Raw genomic sequence first — 18,823 nt, forward strand, 5'->3', positions numbered from 1 at the left:
GATGTTCCGGTGGGTCGAGCGCGCCGCACTGCCCGCGGGTGTCCTCGCCACGCTGGCCACTCTCGCGGTCGTCTTCTACTACCCCGTGGCGACCGTCCTCTCCGAGGCAGTGCTTGACGCCGGGCGGCCCACCGCCGGCCCGCTGCGAGAAGTCCTCACCGACCCCTTCTACACCGGCGTCGCCCACCATCTCTTCGTCGACCCGCTCGGCGTCCCGGCCGGACTCCTCGACTGGATCGCACGCGGGTTCCCGGACGTACGGCTCGGGCTGTTCGGCTTCACGGCCTACCAGGCCGCGCTCTCGACGGTCGCCAGCGTCGTCCTCGGCCTGCCGGGCGCGTACGTCCTCTCGCGATACGACTTCCGGGGTCGGCGGACGCTGCGCGCGCTGACGATCGTCCCGTTCGTCCTGCCGTCGATCATGGTCGCTGTCGGCTTCGTCGCGATGTTCGGCCGGACCGGCCTGCTCAACGACGTGCTCACGGGTCTGGGTCTCGGGCGAGTCGAGTTGCTCTACACGCTGGAGGCGATCATCGTCGCCCACGCCTTCTACAACGCGCCGCTGGTGACGCGGCTGGTGACGACCGCCTGGGAGTCGGTCGACCGCCGGCAGGTCGAGTCCGCCCGCGCGATGGGTGCCTCGCCGCTTTCGGCCTTCCGTGACGTCGTCCTCCCGGCGATCCTGCCGTCGCTGCTGACCGCCGCCCTTCTTACCTTTGTGTTCACGTTCATGTCCTTCCCCATCGTGCTCGCGCTGGGCGACCTCCGGCTGGCGACCGTCGAGGTGTGGGTCTTCGCGCGCGTCCAGGCGCTCGACCTCAGCGAGGCCGCCACGCTCGCCACGCTCGAGACCGTGCTGTCGCTGGCGCTGACCTACCTCTATCTGCGCTACGAGGCCCGCCAGCGCTCGACGTCTGGGGCAGGCCAGTCTCTCCCCAGAAAATCGCTTACGGTCGGCTGGCAGACCCTTCGGAGTCCGACACGGCTCGCCATCTTCGCCTACGGTGTCGTCGCAGTGGTCGTCTTCGTCGGCCCACTGCTCAGCCTGCTGGTCGAGAGCGTGACCGCTCCAGATGGCTCGTTCACGACCGCTTACTACGAGTTCCTGCTCGCCCAGCAGGCCTCGACGGCCGTGGGCACGACCAGACCGCTGCCGGCGATCGTCAACTCGATCGTCTACGGCGTCGGCACCCTCGCGCTGGCGGTCCCGATGGGAGTCGTCGTGGCGATCCTCGCGACGCGCGGTGGCCGCGGCTCGCGACTGGCAGAGGCGATCCTCACCGCACCGCTGGCGGTCAGCGGGATCGTCGTCGGTCTCGGCCTCCTGCAGACGATGGTGTTCGGAACGGTGCTGTTCGGCTACCGCCTGACTGCGGCCGGGCCGATTGCGATCGTCGCCGCGCACGCCGCCGCGGCCTACCCGTTCGTGACGCGCAACGTCGCGCCTGCGTTAGGCGGGTTGGAATCCAGATACCGGGACGCCGCCCGCTCGCTCGGGGCGACTCGTCTCCGGGCGCTGCTGGAGATCGAACTCCCGTTGATCGGTGCAGCAGTACTCGCCGGAGCCGCGTTCGCCTTCGCGATCAGCGTCGGCGAGTTCGATTCGACGGTCTTACTCGCCGAGGGTGTCGACAGTTACACCATGCCCGTGGCCCTCGAACGGTACGTGAACAACCGCTCGCTCGGCCCGAACCTCGGCCCCGCGACCGCGATGGGCACCGTCCTGCTGCTGGTGACGGGGCTGAGTTTCGTCGCCATCGATCGCCTCGGCGGACGGTGGGAACCATGAGGCGGGCACCCGGGAGTGAGTCGCGATGAGCGAGGTCATCCTCGAAGACGTCTCGGTTTCATTCGACGGCGTGCCCGCGCTCAGGGACGTCTCGCTGTCAGTCAGCGACGGCGAGTTCTTCACGCTGGTCGGCCCCTCTGGCTGTGGCAAGACCACGACCCTCCGAACGGTCGCCGGATTCGAGGAACCTGACACCGGGACTGTCGAGATCGGCGGCGTCGACGTCGCCGGCGTCCCGCCCGAGGACCGCAACGTCGGGATCGTCTTCCAGAACTACGCGCTCTTTCCGCACATGAGCGTCCGCGAGAACGTCGCCTACGGCCTTCGATACCGGGATCCGCCGGGCGACGTCGACGACGACGAACGCGTCGACAACTTGCTCGAACTCGTCGACATGGCGGGGATGGGCGAGCGCGACCCCGAGGAACTCTCGGGTGGCCAGCAACAGCGGATCGCCCTCGCCCGCGCACTCGCGCCCGGCCCGGAGGTCCTCTTGCTGGACGAACCGCTCTCGGCGCTGGACGCGCGTCTGCGCGAGCGCTTGCGAGTCGTGATCCGCGACCTCCAGCAGGAACTGGGGATCACGACCATCTACGTCACCCACGACCAGGCCGAGGCGCTCGCGATTTCGGATCGCGTCGCCGTCATGCACGACGGCCGCGTCGAGCAGATCGGCCGTCCCGAGGCGATCTATCGCGAACCTGCCTCCCGGTTCGTCGCCGAGTTCGTCGGCGACAACAACCTTCTGGAGGGTGCGGTCGTCTCCACGGATCCGCCGCAGGTCCGGCTCGCTGGCGGGGGCGACGAGCAGGCGACGACGATCGCTGTCGACTCGCTCCCGTCAGAAAACGAGCGCGTGACGCTGTCGATCCGGCCCGAGGACGTCCGGCTCGGCGACGCGAGCGCGCCGATCACGCTCTCGGCGACGGTCGACACTGTCGAATTTCTGGGTGACGCCTATCGCGTCCACTGCCGGTGGGACGACCAGTCGGTGCTGGTCAAGTACACCGGCGACGCTGCGCCCGAGGGTACGGTCACGCTGGGGATCGATCCCGAAACCGTCACCGTGGTCGGGGGCGAGGGGTCGTGAGCGACGACCGGCTCGGCAAGATCGACGCCGACACCTTCGAGTCGGTGATCGCGCCTCGACTGGGGGCCGAGCGCGAGGACGTCCATCTCGGGCCTACAGCCGGAATCGACTTCGGCGTCTTCGAGGTCGGCGAGCAGGCGGTCGTGACCGCGACCGACCCCCTGTCTTTCCTGCCCGAACTCGGTTCCGAACGGGCCGGCCGCCTCGCGCTTGATATCGTCCTCACTGACGTCGCTGTCTCCGGGGTCGCACCCACCCATCTCACGATCGCGCTGACACTCCCACCCGGATTCGACGACGATACCTTCGAGGGAATCTGGGCTGGGATCGACGCCCATGCCCGAAGTCTGGGCGTCGCGATCGTCTCGGGGCATACCGGCTACTACACCGGGATCGAGGGATCGTGGGTCGGCGGCGCGACCGCTTTCGGTGTCGGTGATTTCGACGACGTGGTCCGGCCGGACGGCGCACGACCCGGCGACGCGCTCGTCGTCTCGACCGGCCCCGCAGCCGAGGTCGCCGGGCTGTTCTCGACGCTGTACCCCGCCCGGCTGGGTCTCGATCCCGAGACGGTCGCGACCGCACAGGACCGCGTCGAGGACATCGCGGCGGTCGAAGATGCACTGGCCGCCCACGCTGCCGGCGAGGTCACGGCGATGCACGACGCCACCGAGGGCGGGATCGCCGGCGGGCTGAACGAGATGGCTTCGGGGGCGGGCGTTCGCTTCGATCTCGATCCCGATGCCGTGCCGATGGCTCCGGGTGTTGCGGCCGTCTGTGCGGCCATCGACGTCGACCCCTGGCACGTCACCAGTTGCGGGACGCTATTGATCGCCGTCGATCCCGACGACGCCGAGGCCGTCGTCGACGCACTCGAAACGCGGGGGACGCCGACCGCAGTGATCGGGAACGTCAGTGAGGGTGACGGCGTCTACGCGGACGGCGAGCGCGTCGAGGAACCCGAATTCGATCCCTCGTGGACAGCGGCCCAGCGGCTCGGCGAGTAGATGGATCTGACCTCCAGTTTCGGCGACTAGGCCGGCTCCACCTGCAACGTCTCGGCGTCGCTGACGGCACCCATCGCGCGGAGTCGCGGGTGTGCCAGCCAGTAGACGCCCAGCAGGAGCACGCCGGCCCCGCCCGCGAGCATGACGGTCGCCGGGCCGAACACCGACGCCGCGGCCCCGCCCAGTAACGCGCCGACCGGGACGGCCGCCGTCGAGGCGCTGCCGAGCAGTGCGGAGACGCGCCCGAGCAGCCGGTCGGGGACCACCGACTGGACGACCGACGATAGCAGGACGTTGCTCGCGCCGATCGGGACGGCTGCGAGAGCGAACAGTGCGACAGTCGCCGGCAACCATCCTGCGGTGATCGCGGCCATCCAGAGGCAGCCACTCAGGAGAAAGGAGCCGATCGTGAGTCGCCCGAACGGGAGAGTGTCCAGACTGGACGCGACGATGGCCCCGACGAGCATCCCGCCGGCCATCGCGGCCATGAGGGCACCGTAGGCGCCCGCCCCGCCGAGCGAGTCCGCGAACGCGGGCAGCACACCGATCGTCGCACCGCTGGCGACGAAGTTGACCAGCGTCGCCCCGATCACGATCGGCACGAGGATCGTCCCGCGAACGAATCCCAGCCCCTCCCGGAGTGAGTCATGGTAGCCGTCGGGCTCTGGGGGAGATTCGTCTGCCGGCTCTGCGGTCTCCTGCCCGCCGTCAGCGACAGCAGCAGGCGCCTCTGCAGATTCCTCGCTCGCACTCTCGCTCATTGCGTCCCCAGTTCCAGCCGGCGGGACCCGAACCGTCGCGAACAGCAGGGCTGCCGCCGCGAACGTGATCGAGTCGACGACGAACAGCGCGACGGCGCCAACGGCCGCGATCAAGATTCCGGCCGCGGCGTTGGCGACGAGTTCGGTCCCCTGGTAGGCCAGCGAAAACAGCGAGTTCGCGCTCACGAGTTCGTCCTGCTCGACGATCCGCGGGAGCGCCGCCGACTGGGCCGGGTAGACGAACTGGTTCAATAGCGAGAGTAACGGTATCACTGTGAGGACGACCCAGACCGACAGCATACCGACGTGTGCAGCGAGTGGCAGCGCCAGGATGACGACGCCCTGAACGACCTGTGTGCCGACGAGCAACCGCCTGAGATCCCAGCGGTCGACCAGCGGGCCCGCGAACGCCTGCAGTGCCTGGGGCGCCATCACCAGAAAGCCAGCCACCCCCGAGAAGGTCGGATCACCCGTCAGGTCGTAGACGAGCCACGTCGCCGCCACGAAGTAGAGGCTATCTCCGACGTTGGTTATGAGCCGCCCCGCGAACAACCGCCTGAAGTTCCGATTTCCGAGTACTGATCGCATACCTGTTCGAACGGTGCCGATCGGAATAAAGGTCTGCAGAATGACATTTCTGTCGACAGCGGTACAGAACGGCGTTTCTGTCAGGAACGTGTTGTTTCGACGACCTGGAGGGCGTCGTCGAGTCGGACGAGGAGGGTGTCATCGTCGAGCGTGATTTCGACCTCGATCGCCGCGGGATCGTCCTCGTCTTCGATCAGGCGTTCGTCGGCACCGAAGACGGCGTTCTGCGACCACAGCGGGACTTCGCGGACGTCGATACCGTGTTCCAGTGCGAAGGCGACGACCTCCGACACCTGCAGCAGCGAGGCACCGGTCGCCATCGTCATTTCGACACCGCAGTGTCGACAGCGGTGGGTCGCTCCGATCCCTGGTACTTTTTCAACGTCCAACTCGATGTCGGTTGGTCCGAGGCAGAACGGACAGAATCCGTCGGTAATCTGTGCGAGGACGTGGCGCGTGTACCGGGAGAAGATTGTTGGCAGTTCCTCACGCTCGCGCCCACGGAGGATTCCGGGCGGTGCCGGATTGGCGAGGATCTGTGTCTCACAGTCACCACACGTGATCTCGAAGTGATCACGGTCGTACACTGCCGACAGCGGTCCCTCACAGAGCGGACAGGGATCGTCGATCGGGATGGGATCGATCGTCACCTCGTCGTACGAGCCCGCGTAGACTGCCCCGAGGACCCGCAGGCCCGACATCGTCAGTTCGTAGCCGTCGTCGGTCTGGGTGACGAACCGCCCCTTGAGCTTCCCGAGGTGATAGTTGAACTGTCCGCTGTCGCGCATACCGACGCGTTCGCGGAGTCGTGAGAACGAGAGGGGGTCGTCCTCGGCGTAGAGCTCCTGCAGGATCGACAGCCGCGTCTCGTCGGCCAGCAGCGAGAAGGCCTCCTCGACGTCCGGCGTTGGTCCGGGCCCGCCAGGTGACTCGCGGTCGTCCATGTCCTCTCTTGATCGCTCTCGGACAAAACGTTCGGGGCCGACACACCGGAACGCTGAAATCACCCCGCGATTGGACATCGGGTATGGAGGACTGGGTGGAGACCCTGCTCCGGCTGTCGTCTCACACGTACCTCCTCGCCGCCGTGGTCGGTTTGGGTGTGACGCTGCTGTGGGCCAGACCGGGATCGGAGACGCTCCGTCTCGGACCGTTGGCACTGGACCTGTACTACATCACGCTCGGCACATTCGGGCTCCTCTTCGTGCTGTCGCTGACCCACGACCACGACCCCGAGGTGTACGCTCGCGGCTCCGACGAGGAGTCCGAGTGAAATTCCCCGGTCACTACTCGGCGGACTCGTTTTGCTCGTCCTCACCACTCACAAATTCGTACAACTGCTCGCCCGTCACGTCCATCCCCTGCCGAGCGAAGAAGTCGGCGACGTTCTCACAGTCGCGTTCGAGGAAGTCACCGGCGTTGGGGTGGTGTTTCGTGACCGCCTGCCCGAGGTCGATGACGACCAGCTGGCCGTCGTGGAAGACGATGTTGTACTCGCTCAGATCCCCGTGGACGAGGCCGGCGTCGTAGAGTCGCTGCATGTACTCGGCGACGACTTCGTAGGCAGTCTCGGGGTTCTCGATATGGACTTCGTTGAGTCGCTTGGCGCGGTCACCGTCGGTCGCGATGTACTCCATCACGAGGACGTTTCGCTCGACGGCGATCGGATTCGGGACGCGGACGCCGGCTTTCTGGGCGCGCTTGAGATTGGCGAATTCCTTGCGGACCCAGGCCATCACGACCTTCCGTTTGTCCTGGCCGATCCCCTCGAAGCGCGGGTCGCCGTCGAGATACCCGCGCATGTCCTTGAAGTCGCTCGAATTGATCCGGTAAACCTTGACGGCAACCTCCGCCTCGCCGGCTTTGGCCGTGTAGACGTTGGCCTCCTTGCCAGTCGAGATGGGGCCGCCGAAGGCGTCGATGTGGCCGTCCTGGACGAGTTTGTAGATCGCCGCGTAGGTCGCCTCGTCGAACACCGATTCCTCTAGCTTGAACCGCTCGGTGTCTTTGATGCGCTTGCGGAATTCGTTGAACTCGCGGTCGCGCCGCCGCGCGATGCGGTCGGCCTCTGTGTCCTCGACGTCGATCTCCTCCCACTCGTCGCCTGGTGAGTCGACGGCGTCTGGCTCCACGAGTTCGAACTCGCCTGTCATCTACCCCCGGCTACGACGCCGAGACTCAAAAGAAGCGGGTCTGTTGGATCAGTCGTCGTCCATTTCGGCCTCGACCTCGTCGGTGTCGACCTGCGATCGTCGTTTCGCGGCCCGCTCGATGAACTCCCGCGGCAGTTCGTCGATCTCGCCCGCCTGCACGGCCCAGAGGTTCGCATAGAGACCGTCCTCGGCCAGCAGCTCCTCGTGGGTCCCGCGCTCGACGATCCGGCCGTCCTCGATAACGACGATCTGATCTGCGTCCTTGATCGTCGACAGCCGGTGGGCGATAGCGAACGTCGTTCGGTCCGCAGTGAGCGAGTCCAGGCTCTTCTGGATGAGCATCTCCGTCTCGGTGTCGACGTCGCTCGTCGCCTCGTCCAGCACCAGAATCTCGGGATCCTTGAGGATCGCTCGGGCGATGGCGATCCGCTGGCGCTGGCCGCCCGAGAGCTTGACGCCCCGTTCGCCGACTTTCGTCTCGTACCCCTCGGGGAGGTTCTGGATGAACTGGTGGGCTTCGGCCATCTTCGCGGCCTCGACGACTTCCTCGTGGTCGGCGTCGAAGGTGCCGTAAGTGATGTTCTCTTCGACGGTGCCGTAGAACAGGAAGGTCTCCTGGCTGACGTAGCCGATCTGCCGGCGAAGACTCGGAATCGTCACGTCCCGAACGTCGGTCCCGTCGATACGAATCGCCCCCTCGTCGACGTCGTACATCCGCAACAGGAGCTTGAGGACGGTCGACTTGCCCGCGCCGGTCGGCCCGACGAGCGCGACGGTGTCGCCGCCCTCGACTTCGAAGGTGATGTCCTCGACGATGATCTCCCCAGTGTCTTCCTCGTCGGTGGAGTCCGCATCGTAGTCGTACCCGAAGGTCACGTCGTCGTAGACGACCCGACCGTCGGTCACGTCGAGTGGGTCGGCGTCGGGATCCTCGGCGATCCGGCTGGGCGTGTCCATCAGGCCGAAGATCCGCTCGGCGGAGGCGTAGGCCCGCTGGTACATGTTGATGATCTGTCCGAACTGCGCCATCGGCCAGATGAACCGCTGCGTGAACAGGATGAACACGACGAACTCGCCAGTCAGAAGGTCGCCGTTGAGCACCCACAGCCCGCCGACGATGAACGTGAGGACGAAGCCGATGCCCGAGATCAGTCGGAGGCCGGGGAAGAACTTGATCCGGGTTCCGATGGCGTCCCAGTTGGCGTCGAAGTACTCCTGGGAGACGTCGTCGACCCGCTCTGACTCGAAGGACTCCGTATTCGAGGTCTTGATGACCTGGATGCCACCGAGGTTGTTCTCCAGTCGGGAGTTGAGCTGGCCCACCGACGAGCGCACGTCGGCGTACTTGGGCTGGATAATCTCGATGAACTTCTTGGTGAAGAAGGCGATCAGCGGGACCGGGACGAGCGCGATCAGCGCCAGTTGCCAGTTGATCCAGAAGAGGATGGCTGCGATGCCGACGACCATCACGCCCAGGCGGAAGACCGAGTTCATCCCGTCGTTCAGAAACCGTTCGAGTCGATTCACGTCGTTGCTGAGGACGGACATCATCTCGCCGGTCTGCTTGTCGGCGTAGAAGTCCATGTTCAGCCGCTGCATCTTGTCGTAGGTGTCTGTCCGGACGTCGTGCTGGATGTGCTGGGCGAAGTTGTTCCAGCCCCAGTTGCGCGCCCAGTGAAAGCCGGCGGCGAACAGGAAGGCCCCGGCCACTAGCCCGCCAGTGAGCCAGAGCTGTCCGGCCTGGGTCGTCGGGAGCCACGAATCGGGGATCAACAGGAGGCCGAAACTGGTCTCCTGGCGGATGATCGCGTCGATCGCAAGCCCCAGCAGGAGCGGGGGTAACAGATCCAAGACGCGAGCGAAGATACTGGCGATCAGCCCGGCCGCGAAGTAGCCCTTGTTCTCGCGACCGTACTCGGCGAACAGACGGCGCATGGGTCGGTCGACACGCTCGCGCTCGTCTTCGAACGCGTCCTCGTCGTCGGCGGCGTGAACGTCCACACCCGTTTCAGGGAACCGTCGGCCAAAAGCCCGTCGCCAACGTGTTAGGTGGTCACGTTCGACGGGACGACGACCCGATCACCGACGCCGAGTCCAGTGGTGTTGGCGTACCCCTGCGGGACTTCGAGGACATACTTGCCAGTGCCGGGGTAGCGCTGGAGGTCGTCACCGGGCGTCTTCGAGGGGACGGGCGCGTGCTGGATCGTGGTGACGGTCCCGTTGGGCGCGACGAAGACGATATCGAGAGGAAAGCTCATGTCACGCATGATGAACTCGTGGCGGTCTGACTCGGGGAAGACGAACAGCATGCCCTCGCCAGCCTGTAGCGAGTCGGTCTCGCTCAAGCCGACGTAGCGCTCGCGCTCGGTGTCGGCGATCCGGACGTCGACAGTGGCCAGTTCGGTCCCGTTCTCGTCGGCGAGCGCGACGGTCGCTCGGTCGTAGTCGAGGGGGTGTAACAGTCCCCCGAGTGGGCCGGTCGGACTGAGCGCCCAGAACCCGATGGCGAGGACGACCAGCCCTAACGCGACGAGCGTGACGAGGCGGTCGCGGTCGGGCCACTCCATGCAGTTGCGGAGGGGCGGACCCGGGGTAAGGTCGTCGGTCCAGAGAGTAAGCGTTATTCACGCGGCTGGTCAACTCGGAGGTACGGGTCCGTGGTCTAGTTGGTTATGACGCGGCCTTTACAAGGCCGAAGCCAGCGGTTCAAATCCGCTCGGGCCCATTTTTCATATAATTTACATTAATTCGAGCCATCACACGCTCCGGTTCGTTCCAGCACGACGGCGTAGCCGTAGACGCCGAAGTCCTGGGGATCGCCGTACTGGATCGTCCGGGGGTAGATTCCCGCGCGGACCATGTCCCAGGTCGGGTCGAACGGCTCGCCGCCGTCACGGAAGGGGGGCTGGGGGCCGAATCGTTCGGCGACTTCGTATGGGTAGGCGCCATTGGCCGAGAGCAGCGATTCGAGGAAGGTGGGAACGCCAGGTCGGGCCCAGCGGTCCGCGAGTTGGCTGTGGTTCTCGGGGGCGAGCCAGAGCATCGATCGCTGGTAGTTGAGCACGACGTAGTCGGGACAGCGGTGCTCGATCAGTCGCATCCAGTTGGCGAGCACCATGCCTCGTGTGCCGTCGGTCGGCCGATAGATCGTCCAGCCGTGCGGGACAGCGGCTTCCTGGGAGTCTCCGGAGTAGGTCTCGACGGTCGCGTTCTCGCCACCGTGTTCGATCAACCACGAGACTGCCTGATCGCGGGGCTGGGTCGCGTACCCAACCGTGCCGACGCCCGCGTAGATCGCGGTCGTGACCAGCAGGACGGCTGTCACTCCCTGAAAGAGGCGGTGGGCGTCGACAGCACCGACCGTCCTCGGGCTGTCGGCCAGCCAGCGCAGCGCCAGCGCGACCAGCACGATCGCGAGCGGGAACATCGGCAGCAAGTGGTGTGTCCGGAAGTACGCCCACGTCGAGAACACGGCGGTCATCACGACGATTCCGGCCAGCGCGAGAACCATGCCGTCGGTCTCCAGTGACGGGTCGCTGTCGGCCGACGACTGGCCGCGTAGACGGGCGAGTGCGGGCGGGAGCACCCGGCGGCCGAGACCGCCGACCGCAGCGACGACGCCACCCAGACAGGCGATCGCGAGCGGCCACCCGAGACCGTTGACCGTCCCGCGGACGTACCACCACCAGGCCGGACGGCCGAGCCAGCCGTGGCTGTTGGTCTTCTCGTTGGCCACGCGGTCGAGCCGGTCGAGCAGGACCTCGTGCCCGTTGAGAACGACGCTCGGGAACGCGAGGTACATGACCGCCAGCGCGACGACGGGCCCGCCGATGAGGACGCCCGGCCGGGCGAGTGCTCGAACGGGGTCGTCGGCCCGCCTCGCGTGGAGCAAGTAGGCCATCCCGAGCATCACGGCGGTGATCCCGGCGGTCGGCTTGAACGCGATCGCCAGCCCGCCGACGGCGCTGCCCCAGAGGAACAGCCGTCGAGACCCGGTCTCGACGTACCGGATCGCGAGGTAGAACGCCAGCAGGATACAGAACAGCGCGGGGACGTCCTCGCCGGCCTCGTGACCGAGGAAGATCAGTCCCCAGGTCAGCGCCAGTAGTAGCGCGGCCAGTCGTCCCGTCGCACGGTCGCGAAGTTTCGTCCCGATCCGGTACAGCAGATAGACACAGCCGACCGCCAGCAGGGCGTTGACCAACCGGGCCGGCAGAACCGTCGCCCACCACAGCCACGCCGGAATCGCTTGCCAGTGGGCGTAGAAGTCGGTCCCGAGGGCTCCAAGGAGGTCCGAGAAGACGTGCCCGTCACCGATCGCGAAGGTGAGCACGATCGCCGGCAGCGCTACGAGGCCGTAGAGATACAGCGTCGGCCCGAACACACGCCAGTAGGAGGTTCCGTCCTGAAGCGCCTCGAGCGTGAGCCCGTCGTCGGCAACGAACCCGGCGACTTCCATCGAGTCGACGACCCGCCAGCGTTCGTCACGGGTCGCGAAGTTCGGCAGGCGATGCCAGATCCAGAACGTCGCAAGCACCGCCGACACCAGGAGGATGTACTTCAGATAGGGGTCTGCCGCCAGATCCTCTCGGAACTGATCGCTGGCGCGTTCGAGCGGGGAGGGCAGCCACATCACCACCAGCTATCCGACGACGATACAAAAAGACAGTCGCTCTGGGATCGTCTCGGAACCGACGTCGTTCCGGGATCGTCTCGAAATCGTTAATTGAACGCGACAGGTACGGTCTGACAGTTCCCTCGGGAGCCAGGTACGAAATGTCTGCTCAATCGACCCACGACGGTGTGTCTGTCGACACCCAGCGCCAGCAGGCCGAGCTGTCGGTACTCGCGATCGTGCCCGCCTACAACGAGGCCGGAACGATCGCGGACGTCGTCAGCGAGACCCGGGCGTACGTCGACAAGGTCGTCGTGATCGACGACGCCAGCACGGACGACACCGCCGAGACGGCCCGGGAAGTCGCCGATGGCGTGGTCTCGCTACCCAAGAACATGGGTGTCGGCGGGGCCGTCCACACCGGTTATCTCGTCGGCACCCGCGAGCACTTCGACGTCGTCGTCCAGATCGACGGCGACGGCCAGCACGACCCCGCGGACATCCCCCGGCTGCTGGCCAAGGTCGTCGAGGAAGACGCCGACATGGTGATCGGCAGTCGGTTCCTCAACGACAGCTACAAGGAGTACAGCCTGGTCCGGCGGGCCGGCATCCGGTTTTTCACCTGGGAAGTCAACGCCCTGAGCGACCTGAATATCACCGACGTCACCAGCGGCTTCCGGGCGTACACGACCGAACTCCTCGCGGATCTCTCCCGGCCCGAGAACAGCCACTGGGCGCTCGAACAGACCCTCGAAGCCTCTCGGAAGGGCTACAAGATCGTCGAGATCTCGACGCCGATGCCCCCGGAGACCGACGGCTCGCAGTTCGACCTCGGCACGTTTCTGAAGTACCCGCCGCGGATGCTCAAGACCACGCTGAAGGTGCTACTGTTCCGATGACCGGACTCGCACTCGCGCCGATCCACGTGATCGGTGTGATCGCCGGACTCGCGTTGCTCTACCAGAGTTATCGGCTGGTCAGCGATCGCAAGGAGGGCGTCTTCGAGTTCCTCCTGTGGGCCGGCTTCGGCGTCGCGCTGCTCGTCATCTCGGTCGGGAGCGCGATCACGAGTGTCGATCTGCTCGGCGGACTGGAAGGCGCGATGGCACTGCTTGGGTTCGCTCGCGGTCCCGAGTCGGTCCTGTTCGTCTCGAATCTCCTCCTGTTGTTCCTGGTCTTCTACAGCTACATCCAGCTCGTCGAGAGTCGCAAGCAGCTGTCGGATCTCAACCAGGAGCTGGCACTGTTGCGCTACGACCTCGATCAGCGGACCGACGACGATGACTGAGATGCCCAGTGCCGTGCTCTCGATCGACTTCGAGAGCTTCGCGCACACGCCCGCCTACCGGAGCGCCAGCGGCTCGATTCCCGATCCCGAAGCCGTCGGCCCGGGCACGATGGAGCGCCTGCTCTCGACCCTGGAGGAGTACGACGCCGACGCGACCTTTTTCGTCGTCTCTGACGTCGCCCAGCGCGACCCCGACCGGATCGTCGCCGCGGCCGAGGCCGGCCACGAAATCGCCTCGCATACGCATACCCATCCACTCCTGACCGACTGCACGCCCGACCAGCGGCGCGAGGAACTCGAACGCTCCCGAGCGGTCCTGGAGTCGGTGACTGGCGTCGAGGTCGACGGCTTTCGCGCGCCGGCGTTCGACTTCGGCGACGATCACTTCGAGTTGCTCGCCGAGGCGGGCTACAGCTACGATTCGAGCGTCGCGCCCTGTCGGTCGATCCCCGGTTGGTACGGCGGTGAGTGGGGCGTCCACGAGCCGACGCCCGCGAGCGACCTCAGCCCGGGCGCACCCGAGTCGCTGACCGAACTGCCTATTGCCGTGATGCCCGGGATCGGCCTGCCCCTGACGGGTACCTGGATCCGGTTTTTCGGCGTCCATTACACGCTGCTCGGGATGCAACTACTCGCTCGCAGGGGAATCACGCCGGTCCTGTACGTCCACCCCTGGGAACTGGCGACGTTGCCGAACGTCGAAGGGGTCCCGAAGCGCGTGTACGTCCGGACGGGCGCGTGGATGTGGCGGGCGATCGAACGCATCCTCGCGAGCGACTTCGAATTCGTCACCGCTCGCGAGGTTGTGGAGGCGAGCAATGAGTGATCTCAGAGGGCGGCTGCTATGGCTCCTCCGGTACGGTATCGGCTTCGTCGCGCTTGGCTGGCTCGTCTGGCAGGCCGATTGGGGGATCATCCTCGAACGGCTGTCGGGGATGGCCCCTGCGGCTGTCGCGGTCGTCCTCGGCGCGTCAGTGCTGGGGACGGTCGCGCAGTTCTGGAACTGGCACGTGCTGTTGAACCGTCTGCAGCCGACGCCGTTTCGTGCGGCCGCCGGTGTCATGCTCACGGTCAGGTTTGTCAACCATCTCACGCCCTCCCAGGCAGTGGGGAAGTCCCTCGCACCGGCGGTGTTGCGCCAGTACACTGGCTACTCCTGGGGGACGGTCGTCGCGGTCGCGACGCTCCATACGGCGCTGTTCGCGCTGCTGTACGGAATCGTCGCCTTCGCCGGATTGGCCGCCTTTGCTACAGAGTTGTCGGTCGGTCTCCTGTTGGTGATCGCCGCCTCTGCGGGGCTGTACCTGGTCGTCGGTCCCCTCTTGCTGGTGGCCGGGGCTCGCCTCGGTGGAGCGGCGACGCTCGCCGACGGCCTCCGTCGACGGACGCCGATCGATCGACTGCCCTACGCCGAGGTCGTCCTCACGACGATGGTCGACGCGTTGCCGGATATCGGGGCCGAGACGGCCGAGACACTCTCGAAACTCCGCCGTGATCCGATCGCTGTCGGCGGCTACGTCCTCGGATGGTCGGTCGCGCTGCTGGCCATGCCTGCACTGCGGGTGTGGCTGTTGCTCTCGGCGGCAGGCGTGGAGTTCACTCCGCTGTATCTGTTGCCACTGGCGCTGGTGACCGCCTACGCCGTGACACTGCTGCCGATCACGCCCGGTGGGATCGGCGTCGCCGAGGCCTCCGCCACGCTGGTGCTGGCCGCACTGGGCGTCCCGGCCGCCATCGCCGGCCCGACCATCCTCATCGATCGGTTTCTGGGGACGTATCTTCCTGCGGTGATCGGCTGGTATCCGACGATGCGGCTCGGGCTGCCGTGGGAGAGCACGGAGTAGCCCCACTCTGAAGTCGAGTCCGAGACGGAAGTGGACAGACATTTCACAGCCGACCGGATACTCCCAGCCATGACTCGAACGTTCGTCCTGGGACTCGACGGCGCGAGCTGGCGGCTGTTAGAGCCGTGGATCGAGGCCGGCGAGCTCCCCAACATCGCGGCGCTCCGCGACTCGGGCACCTGGGCCGAGAGTCGCAGTTGCCTCCCGCCCGTGACGTTCCCCAACTGGAAGTGCTACGCCTCCGGGAAGAATCCCGGCGGCTTCGGCGTCTTCTGGTTCGAGAAGGTCGACCTCGAAAACGGGGAAATTTCGGTCTGCAACGGCAGCGACTTCGACACGCCCGAACTGTGGGACTACCTCAACGACGAGGGCCAGACGGCAGGTGTGATGAACATGCCATCGACGTACCCGCCGCGGGACATCGAGGAGTTCATGGTTTCTGGTGGACCGGACGCCGTCGAAGGCGAGTATCGTTCCCTGGAGGAGGGCTACACCCAGCCGCCTGAACTGGCAAGCGAACTCGAAGACCGCTTCGGCTATCGCGTCCACCCCGACCCCCTGCTATCCAGCAACGACGAAACAGGTGCAGAAGTCGACGCGATTCTCGACCTCTTCGAGGCGCGCCTGGAGGCTGCGGTCACGCTGTTCGAGGAGCGAAACCTCGATTTCACCCATCTCACCCTCTTTTATCTGAACGTCTTGCATCACTTCTTCTGGGACGCCGAACCCACCAAACGGGGCTGGAAGATCGTCGACGAGTGGGTCGGCCGGCTCGATAATCTCGAAGACACCGACATCATCCTGATGTCCGATCACGGGGCCGCCGCGACCCAGACAGAATTCTACGTCAACGAGTGGCTCGCCCAGAACGGCTACCAGACCCGGACCGGGAGCGTCGACACCTACTTCCAGCGGATCGGCGTGACCCGCGAGAACGCCCTGGCGGTCGCAAAGCGCCTCGGGATGGTCGATTTCCTCTCGAAAGTCGTCCCCGAGCGCGTCCAGCAACTGGTTCCACAGGAAGCCGGGGTCAAGCGCGGGCGGAAACTCGACGCCATCGACCTCCCCGAGACGAAAGCCGTCGCCAGCGCACAGGGCCCGATCTACGTCAACCCCGCCTACGACGTCGATTCGGTGGCCGAGAGCCTGATCGAGGACCTCCGAGAGCTGGAAGACGAGCACGGCCCGCTGTTCACGAACGTCTATCGCGGCGAGGAGATCTACAGCGGCCCCTACCTCGAGGAAGCGCCGGAGGTCGTCGTCGAGCAGCGCCCCGGCGTCCACGTCAACGACGGCATGGGCGGCGGCGAAATCACGACCGAACCCGCTCGCTGGGCTGCCGAAAACACCAATACCGGAATCTTCGTCGCCTCCGGTCCCTCCTTCGAGGCCGGCGGCGAGCACGAGCAGATCTCGATCACGGACATGGCTCCGACCATCCTCGCCAGCGCGGACGCGGCGATCCCGACGGATATGGTCGGCGACGTACTCGATATCTTCAGCGAAGAACCCGACGTCGAGAACCGCGAGCCACTGACGGACACGGGCCAGCGCTCGGCCGCTGGCGACGACGTCACCGAGCGACTCGAGCAATTGGGCTACATGGAGTAGCGAGACGCCGCCCTCCTTCTCACGGCCGCGGATCGAGATAGTCTGCCAGTTCGACGCCGAAGTCCTCGGCCAGCGTCGCGACTTCCTCCCCGGGGAGGACGTCGTAGTCGTTGGCCATCGTACTCTCGACGTGCGTCCCGAGCGCGACCTCGAAGACAGCGCCGCTGTCGAGGAGTGCTGCGGCGGTCGTGTGCTCACGCTCGCGTTCGACGACGTAGCGATCCCCCTCGATGAACGGGCCGGTGACCGTCTCGTCGCTCTCGTAGCGCCCGAAGAACCCTTCGGCGTGCTGGCGGACGTGTACTGGCGGCCCCTCGTGGCGGGCGACGGCCGGCCGCTCGAGGACTTCGAGTTCGGCCAGCAGGACGGCTCGCTCGTCGTCCGCGAACAGATCCGAACGCAGGACGTCGAAGCCCTCGCGGTCGAGCAGGCTCACGATTCCAGCCAGTGACTTTCGAAGCTGCGGGTAGAGGTCGTCCTCGACGAGGTCAGGCGTCTCGAAGACGAGTGCAACGGGTGTCGTCTCCCGCTTCTCGAACGCCGCGGCCACGGCGTCCGTGTCGAGCGGGTCGCGCTCGGCCGGGAGGAACAGGTCCACCCGGGGGTCGGCCAGCAGTTCGCGAGCGTAGTGCTGGAGTCTTGCGACGTTGGACTCGCTGCAGACGGCCGCGACGTTGCGCTCGGGATCGGTGGGGTCGATCACGACGAGCGGATCGTCGAAGGTCGCTCGACCGTGGTCTTCGGGGTCGATTTTCACGGGCGGATGCCAGTCTGCGGCCGCCTCGACGAACGGCCGAAAGCCGCCGCACTCCAGAACGAGGAGTTCAGTTAGATAGCCCGAGAACCCCCGTGTCCGGAGGTCGCTGCCGTAGACGCCGATCCCAGTGAGGAACTGCTTGCAGACCCGGACGTCGCCGGTGAGGTCGTCGTCGAGGTGCTCGTCGAGGTACTCGGTGTGGAAGGGGGTGCGGTCGACCGCTGACTGGATCTGCGTCGCGTCGGCGACCGCATAGCAGGGAACCAGATCGACGTCGAATCCGCCGCGCTGCCCGACGACGTAAGGGTGTTCGGCGTACTCTTCGCGGCCCTCAGGGAAGACCTGCCGGCCGATCTGCAGACCGTACGCCTCGAGCTCCTCGCGCGGGAGGTCGGCCGGGAACCGGACGAACAGGTCGACGTCGCGGTCGCCAGCGATCCAGGTTCCGCGGGCCGTCGAGCCGACCTGGACGACGTCGGCTTCGATCGGGAGGTCGGTGATGGCGGTCTCAATCTCGGTGGTCAGTTCGTCGACAACCGCCTGCAGGCGCTCGCGTTCGCCGGGTCCGGGATCGACGCGCTCGCGGATGTCTTCGAGGACGGCGTCGAACTCATCGCTCATATCAGAGGGATGCCGACAAGTACGTGAAAGCGTGTCGATGCGGTCGCGAAGCGAAAGCCCTATCAAATAACTCCGACTACGAGAAATTGCGATCACGAGCCGCCGTAGCTCAGCTGGTAGAGCACCTGGTTGTTACCCAGGTTGTCCCAGGTTCGAGCCCTGGCGGCGGCGTAAAATCGCGGAGCGATTTTTCGGCCCACGAGAACTGCTATGCAGTTCTCGGGACGGCGTCAATTTTCACAGAAAATTCACGGCCCATGAGACGTAGTCTCACGATGGCGTCCTTCTATCGCGAACAAGTCGGCGAGCGGAGCGAGCCGTCCGTGAGCGATGTGGACGAGATCGACAGGCTCGAACACGGAAGTCGCAGCCTGCACAGCCGAACGGAGTGAGGCGAGCAGGACCGTCTTGCATCGGTTCGAGCACTGGCGGCGTTCGGAGGACGCAGACACCCCCAAGACGGTACAGTTTAGTCTCCGTATCGTGAAAGCGCGATTGAGGGCCCTTAGCTTAGTCTGGTTAAAGCGATCGGCTCATAACCGATTGAGCGCTGGTTCAAATCCGGCAGGGCCCATCCAATTTCTGCCCGGTTCTGAGCCGAAGTAGTATCGGCAGTATAGTGTCCGAAAGTGGGGATAGTACAGGATCGAGAATATCGTTTCTAGTTTCGATGTCGCGTGTTCTGAAACCGGTCCATAC

The 18,823-nt window shown here is 65.8% G+C and carries 16 protein-coding genes and 3 tRNA genes; 12 read left to right on the top strand and 7 right to left on the bottom strand.

Annotated elements, in window-relative coordinates; all coding sequences use genetic code 11:
* Position 1 precedes the first annotated feature (1 nt).
* The 3 genes from DV733_RS08505 to DV733_RS08515 are packed head-to-tail and all read left to right on the top strand — an operon-like array spanning position 2 to position 3,886.
* Complete coding sequence (locus DV733_RS08505; protein ID WP_049995357.1) at positions 2–1,789, top strand: ABC transporter permease; 1,788 nt, start codon at positions 2–4, stop codon at positions 1,787–1,789.
* 25 nt (positions 1,790–1,814) lie between these two features.
* Positions 1,815–2,879, top strand: coding sequence for an ABC transporter ATP-binding protein (locus DV733_RS08510; protein ID WP_049995100.1), 1,065 nt, complete (start codon positions 1,815–1,817; stop codon positions 2,877–2,879).
* Positions 2,876–3,886 (top strand): AIR synthase family protein, encoded by a 1,011-nt coding sequence (locus DV733_RS08515; RefSeq protein WP_049995099.1) that lies wholly within the window; start codon positions 2,876–2,878, stop codon positions 3,884–3,886. The genes DV733_RS08510 and DV733_RS08515 overlap by 4 nt, the downstream gene beginning before the upstream one ends.
* A 26-nt stretch (positions 3,887–3,912) precedes the next feature.
* Here DV733_RS08515 and DV733_RS08520 read toward each other — a convergent pair whose 3' ends face one another.
* Positions 3,913–5,235 carry an MFS transporter gene (locus DV733_RS08520; protein ID WP_049995098.1) on the bottom strand — a complete coding sequence of 441 codons (1,323 nt, stop codon included), beginning with the start codon at positions 5,233–5,235 and terminating at the stop codon, positions 3,913–3,915.
* 80 nt (positions 5,236–5,315) lie between these two features.
* Positions 5,316–6,179: a winged helix-turn-helix domain-containing protein gene (locus DV733_RS08525; protein WP_049995097.1), complete on the bottom strand. Its 864-nt coding sequence runs from the start codon at positions 6,177–6,179 to the stop codon at positions 5,316–5,318.
* Positions 6,180–6,262: 83 nt separating this feature from the next.
* Here DV733_RS08525 and DV733_RS08530 point away from each other — a divergent pair, with 83 nt between their 5' ends.
* Positions 6,263–6,508, top strand: a complete 246-nt coding sequence (locus DV733_RS08530) for a hypothetical protein (RefSeq protein WP_049995096.1) — start codon at positions 6,263–6,265, stop codon at positions 6,506–6,508.
* 13 nt (positions 6,509–6,521) lie between these two features.
* Here DV733_RS08530 and rio1 read toward each other — a convergent pair whose 3' ends face one another.
* From rio1 to DV733_RS08545, 3 genes are read right to left on the bottom strand one after another with little or no spacing between them, the layout of a single operon-like run.
* The gene (gene rio1 / locus DV733_RS08535) at positions 6,522–7,388 is read right to left on the bottom strand and encodes a serine/threonine-protein kinase Rio1 (RefSeq protein ID WP_049995095.1); all 867 of its coding nucleotides are present in this window, start codon (positions 7,386–7,388) and stop codon (positions 6,522–6,524) included.
* Positions 7,389–7,436: 48 nt separating this feature from the next.
* On the bottom strand, positions 7,437–9,389 hold the full coding sequence (locus tag DV733_RS08540) for an ABC transporter ATP-binding protein (RefSeq protein WP_049995094.1): 1,953 nt from the start codon (positions 9,387–9,389) through the stop codon (positions 7,437–7,439).
* A 44-nt stretch (positions 9,390–9,433) separates the two neighbouring features.
* Positions 9,434–9,955, bottom strand: a complete 522-nt coding sequence (locus DV733_RS08545; RefSeq protein ID WP_049995093.1) for a DUF192 domain-containing protein — start codon at positions 9,953–9,955, stop codon at positions 9,434–9,436.
* A gap of 84 nt (positions 9,956–10,039) precedes the next feature.
* Here DV733_RS08545 and DV733_RS08550 point away from each other — a divergent pair.
* Positions 10,040–10,113 (top strand) — tRNA-Val (locus DV733_RS08550).
* A gap of 18 nt (positions 10,114–10,131) precedes the next feature.
* On the opposite strand, the gene DV733_RS08555 is transcribed toward DV733_RS08550, so the two are convergent.
* Positions 10,132–12,021 (bottom strand): glycosyltransferase family 39 protein, encoded by a 1,890-nt coding sequence (locus DV733_RS08555; RefSeq protein WP_049995092.1) that lies wholly within the window; start codon positions 12,019–12,021, stop codon positions 10,132–10,134.
* A 143-nt stretch (positions 12,022–12,164) separates the two neighbouring features.
* On the opposite strand from DV733_RS08555, the gene DV733_RS08560 reads away from it, so the two are divergent.
* The 5 genes from DV733_RS08560 to DV733_RS08580 all read left to right on the top strand — a co-directional run bounded on the left by DV733_RS08560 (position 12,165) and on the right by DV733_RS08580 (position 16,746).
* Positions 12,165–12,902, top strand: a complete 738-nt coding sequence (locus DV733_RS08560) for a glycosyltransferase family 2 protein (RefSeq protein ID WP_079979531.1) — start codon at positions 12,165–12,167, stop codon at positions 12,900–12,902.
* Positions 12,899–13,291 (top strand): DUF2304 domain-containing protein, encoded by a 393-nt coding sequence (locus tag DV733_RS08565; RefSeq protein WP_049995091.1) that lies wholly within the window; start codon positions 12,899–12,901, stop codon positions 13,289–13,291. Before DV733_RS08560 ends, DV733_RS08565 begins: the two co-directional genes overlap by 4 nt.
* Complete coding sequence (locus DV733_RS08570; RefSeq protein WP_049995090.1) at positions 13,284–14,117, top strand: polysaccharide deacetylase family protein; 834 nt, start codon at positions 13,284–13,286, stop codon at positions 14,115–14,117. The genes DV733_RS08565 and DV733_RS08570 overlap by 8 nt, the downstream gene beginning before the upstream one ends.
* Positions 14,110–15,135 (top strand): lysylphosphatidylglycerol synthase transmembrane domain-containing protein, encoded by a 1,026-nt coding sequence (locus tag DV733_RS08575; protein WP_049995089.1) that lies wholly within the window; start codon positions 14,110–14,112, stop codon positions 15,133–15,135. The genes DV733_RS08570 and DV733_RS08575 overlap by 8 nt, the downstream gene beginning before the upstream one ends.
* Before the next feature lie 69 nt (positions 15,136–15,204).
* A complete protein-coding gene (locus tag DV733_RS08580) occupies positions 15,205–16,746 on the top strand; it encodes an alkaline phosphatase family protein (protein ID WP_049995088.1) in 1,542 nt (513 codons plus the stop codon).
* Between the two features lie 19 nt (positions 16,747–16,765).
* Here the strand turns inward: DV733_RS08580 and cca are convergent, their stop codons facing one another.
* Positions 16,766–18,124 (bottom strand): CCA tRNA nucleotidyltransferase, encoded by a 1,359-nt coding sequence (gene cca, locus DV733_RS08585; protein ID WP_049995087.1) that lies wholly within the window; start codon positions 18,122–18,124, stop codon positions 16,766–16,768.
* A 98-nt stretch (positions 18,125–18,222) separates the two neighbouring features.
* Here cca and DV733_RS08590 point away from each other — a divergent pair.
* Positions 18,223–18,295, top strand: a tRNA-Asn gene (locus DV733_RS08590).
* Positions 18,296–18,623: 328 nt separating this feature from the next.
* Positions 18,624–18,698 (top strand) — tRNA-Ile (locus DV733_RS08595).
* Positions 18,699–18,823 lie beyond the last annotated feature (125 nt).

This window comes from Halapricum salinum, from assembly GCF_004799665.1.
Taxonomy (GTDB): domain Archaea; phylum Halobacteriota; class Halobacteria; order Halobacteriales; family Haloarculaceae; genus Halapricum; species Halapricum salinum.

Coding starts and splice junctions, on each gene's coding strand:
- cca (WP_049995087.1), bottom strand. CDS start 18,124: ATGAGCGATGAGTTCGACGCCGTCCTCGAAGACATCCGCGAGCGCGTC.
- DV733_RS08575 (WP_049995089.1), top strand. CDS start 14,110: ATGAGTGATCTCAGAGGGCGGCTGCTATGGCTCCTCCGGTACGGTATC.
- DV733_RS08525 (WP_049995097.1), bottom strand. CDS start 6,179: ATGGACGACCGCGAGTCACCTGGCGGGCCCGGACCAACGCCGGACGTC.
- DV733_RS08510 (WP_049995100.1), top strand. CDS start 1,815: ATGAGCGAGGTCATCCTCGAAGACGTCTCGGTTTCATTCGACGGCGTG.
- DV733_RS08570 (WP_049995090.1), top strand. CDS start 13,284: ATGACTGAGATGCCCAGTGCCGTGCTCTCGATCGACTTCGAGAGCTTC.
- DV733_RS08555 (WP_049995092.1), bottom strand. CDS start 12,021: ATGTGGCTGCCCTCCCCGCTCGAACGCGCCAGCGATCAGTTCCGAGAG.
- DV733_RS08580 (WP_049995088.1), top strand. CDS start 15,205: ATGACTCGAACGTTCGTCCTGGGACTCGACGGCGCGAGCTGGCGGCTG.
- DV733_RS08520 (WP_049995098.1), bottom strand. CDS start 5,235: ATGCGATCAGTACTCGGAAATCGGAACTTCAGGCGGTTGTTCGCGGGG.
- DV733_RS08545 (WP_049995093.1), bottom strand. CDS start 9,955: ATGGAGTGGCCCGACCGCGACCGCCTCGTCACGCTCGTCGCGTTAGGG.
- rio1 (WP_049995095.1), bottom strand. CDS start 7,388: ATGACAGGCGAGTTCGAACTCGTGGAGCCAGACGCCGTCGACTCACCA.
- DV733_RS08565 (WP_049995091.1), top strand. CDS start 12,899: ATGACCGGACTCGCACTCGCGCCGATCCACGTGATCGGTGTGATCGCC.
- DV733_RS08505 (WP_049995357.1), top strand. CDS start 2: ATGTTCCGGTGGGTCGAGCGCGCCGCACTGCCCGCGGGTGTCCTCGCC.
- DV733_RS08560 (WP_079979531.1), top strand. CDS start 12,165: ATGTCTGCTCAATCGACCCACGACGGTGTGTCTGTCGACACCCAGCGC.
- DV733_RS08530 (WP_049995096.1), top strand. CDS start 6,263: ATGGAGGACTGGGTGGAGACCCTGCTCCGGCTGTCGTCTCACACGTAC.